We start from the raw sequence: 3,224 nt of genomic DNA on the forward strand, positions 1-3,224 counted from the left end.
AATCTGCATCAGGATTTTTGAAAATTCTTTATCCACATCTGCAACTTACATTGCTTGATTATGAGCGAGATTGCCTACAACCTGCTTGTAGACTACGCCAATATATCCGTAACTCACTGTATTATCTCGATGATGAATTTAAGCAACTAGGTCAAGAAATTTACGTTGAAGTCAAGTGATTCAAATAACTAACCCTATATATTTTGACTACCACTCAACAACCCCTGTTGATAAGCGTGTTGTAGAATTGATGCTATATTATATGACTACAGCGTTTGGTAACGCTAGTAGCACTGATCATGCTTATGGAGATGAAGCAGAAAAAGCTGTGTTTCAAGCATCTAACAATGTTGCTAAATTAGTTGACGCATCACCTAAAGAAGTAATTTTTACATCAGGAGCTACCGAAAGCATTAATTTAGTTATTCAGGGTAACATATCTATTAATAACATTGCAGAAATCAAGCCTTGTATAGCTGTTTTACCAGTTGAACACAAAGCTGTTTTAGATACTTGCAATATGCTAAGTAAAAAAAAATTAATTGAAGTTATTAATCTGCAAGTTGATTCAAAAGGTAGATTAGACTTAGAGTATCTTGAGAAAGTCTGTGCTACGAGAATTTCATTACTATGTGTAATGGCAGCAAACAACGAAGTAGGAAATATTTATCCTATTCAAGAAATTGGACAAATAGCTCAAACATATAATATTCCTTTTTTATGTGATGCTTCTCAAGCTGTAGGGAAAATACCTATTAATTTTGAAGAATGGGGTATTACTTATCTGGCGATTTCTGCACACAAGTTATACGGGCCAAAAGGCTCTGGAGCCTTAGTTGTAAAAAGAGGATCTCAACTCAATCCCATTTTATTTGGTGGTGGCCATCAAAAAGGACTACGTTCAGGTACTCTTAATGTTCCGGGCATTGTTGGGTTAGGAGAAGCCTGTCGTCTAAGAATGTTAGAAATGGAAGAAGACGAAAAAGCGATCACTGACCTTAGAGATAAATTACAGAGCTTATTACTGGAAAAAATTCCTGGTCTAGTTATCAACGGTGATGTTGCCAACCGATTATCTGGCAACCTTCATATTTCTATTCCTGATGTTCCTAATAGTGCCATCATTGCTAGAGTGCGTCAAAAACTAGCTATCTCTACAGGGGCTGCTTGCTCATCGGGTGTAGAAGCACCTTCTCATGTACTTCAAGCTATGAATTTATCCCCAGAGATTATTGAAGGGGCTTTACGTATCGGCATAGGGAAATTTACAAAGATTGAGGAAATTGAACAGGCGGCAGAAATTTTATCATTGGCTGTTCAGCAGACTCGTCAAGTTATGTATTTTTAGATTAAGATAACTATTTATACATCCTGTTCCAAAGAATAAGTAAAAAATGTTAAAAGGTTTAGTCATCTACAACGGGCAAAGCAATCGCATTGATCAGCTTGTTGGTAAATACGGCGATTTTCTCGAAGTTCTCAGTAGAGAAACTAAACTCTTGCTCAGGATTACGCTTTCAACCTATGTCTTAGTACAAAGGGAATATACTTCAACTGAATATCCAATTTCAGAAGCCGTAGAAGATGCACTATGCCAATTAGTAATTCCACATAACGTTCCACAAGATTTGTATGATGTTTGCTCTCTATTAGAAGGATTGACAGTTGATGAGGCTGAAACAATATTAGATGCTTTGCAGTATCAGCTTCACTGGGGTAATGCTCGGATAATAGTAAGTCAATAACTGGTTTTAAGTAGATATTTATTTAATAATCTTCACATATATATTAAAACTAATTATTAAATAAAATAGTCACTATTAAAAATTACTTTTATTACAATATATAGAGAAAATGGTAGAAGAAAAGGTATTTATTGGTAACTTTAATTTTTGATATACTTTATCTTTTTTCTACACCACTTATTTAGTAAATATTTAATTATTTTTGTATAAAGAATATAATATCAGTTATCTCAATACAGTTCTATGATTTTTGAACAATGATTGATTCTACAGTAATTTTGGAACTTCTGGCATTCTGTGGCAAAGGCATAGCAAATGCAGGGTTAAAAGATATCTATGAAAAGTGGAAAGCTCGTATTAAAACAAAAATTTCCAGTACAAATATAGGCAAAAGTATAGAACCTGAAAAATTAGTAGAAGAGTATGAGCAAAATCCTGAAATTTGGAAGCAACCTATGAAATCTGCCTTAGACGAAGCTCAGGTTGACAAAGATGATGAGATTATCAAAGGTGCATTACATCTTTTGATTTTGCAAAAACCTACACAACAGATTGGGACTGTTCAAGGTTTTAATAACAATGGAACTGGAACACAAATTAATGTTGGGAATAAAGGTATCGATAATAGTATTGTATATAATCAAGTTGCTGATTTTTTTGATGAAATTGAGGAGAGGAATGGTATACGAACCCGAAAGACTTATCGTAGAGATCCTGGAACAGGTAAACCTATAATTGTAAATATAGAACTTGCGTAAATATTTTTAGTAACTACGAAATGAAACCAACGCCCAATTCCTCACTTTCAACATGGGCAGATGACGCTGAATTGGTGGGGTTTGTGTTTTATGTGACGTTCTCTCTCGTTAACCTTGCGGTATAACGGGAGCTTCTAATTTAGAATCAAATAGTTGAGAACTATGAAATTCTAACAAAGCTTCGCGCTTCATAGGCTGGGCTACTCCAAAGCCTCCACGCGTAGGCAAGGGGACTGCCGAGATACAGATACCGCGGCAGGCTCCCATAGCACACTTAGAAAAAATGTCACTTCAATTGTCCCCATATTCTAGCCTTTGATGCTTTAGGCATGATTCAGACTATACCAGAGTTGATTTCCATGACCTACCATGCCTAAACACTGGTTGCAAAAAACTTCAATCGTTCCAAAATCAAGACGCTCACATAAAGGTATTGCCCCAATCAGCAATCGTGTACAAGCGTATGCGATTGCTCTAGCATTGCTCAAGAGCGCAGACTGAAATCATCGCATTGCACATAGGCAAGTGATCGCTTTGACTGGGTGTTTCAAATAGCAAAAGCCTTGATTGACATAAACTATGGTAGACGCATAGGATCTTAATGTCAACCGTGGTTAATAAAGAAGTAGAGGTTTTGTCAGTGGACATCAGCGATGTGGCATACATCAAATGGAACGCCGAAAAAATTGACATTGTAAAAAAAGCAATGGAAGAAAAAGGC

General features: G+C 35.9%; 4 protein-coding genes. All 4 read left to right on the forward strand.

What is annotated here, in order from left to right:
- Positions 1–17 precede the first annotated feature (17 nt).
- The 4 genes from ACWATR_RS39060 (at position 18) to ACWATR_RS39075 (ending at position 2,503) form a co-directional block, all read left to right on the forward strand.
- A complete protein-coding gene (locus ACWATR_RS39060; protein WP_460345497.1) occupies positions 18–179 on the forward strand; it encodes a hypothetical protein in 162 nt (53 codons plus the stop codon).
- On the forward strand, positions 176–1,348 hold the full coding sequence (locus ACWATR_RS39065; RefSeq protein ID WP_460345488.1) for a cysteine desulfurase family protein: 1,173 nt from the start codon (positions 176–178) through the stop codon (positions 1,346–1,348). The genes ACWATR_RS39060 and ACWATR_RS39065 overlap by 4 nt, the downstream gene beginning before the upstream one ends.
- 46 nt (positions 1,349–1,394) lie before the next feature.
- Positions 1,395–1,745, forward strand: a complete 351-nt coding sequence (locus ACWATR_RS39070) for a hypothetical protein (RefSeq protein ID WP_460345491.1) — start codon at positions 1,395–1,397, stop codon at positions 1,743–1,745.
- Between the two features lie 257 nt (positions 1,746–2,002).
- On the forward strand, positions 2,003–2,503 hold the full coding sequence (locus tag ACWATR_RS39075; protein ID WP_460345494.1) for a hypothetical protein: 501 nt from the start codon (positions 2,003–2,005) through the stop codon (positions 2,501–2,503).
- Positions 2,504–3,224 lie beyond the last annotated feature (721 nt).

This window comes from Nostoc sp. UIC 10890 (assembly GCF_054786515.1).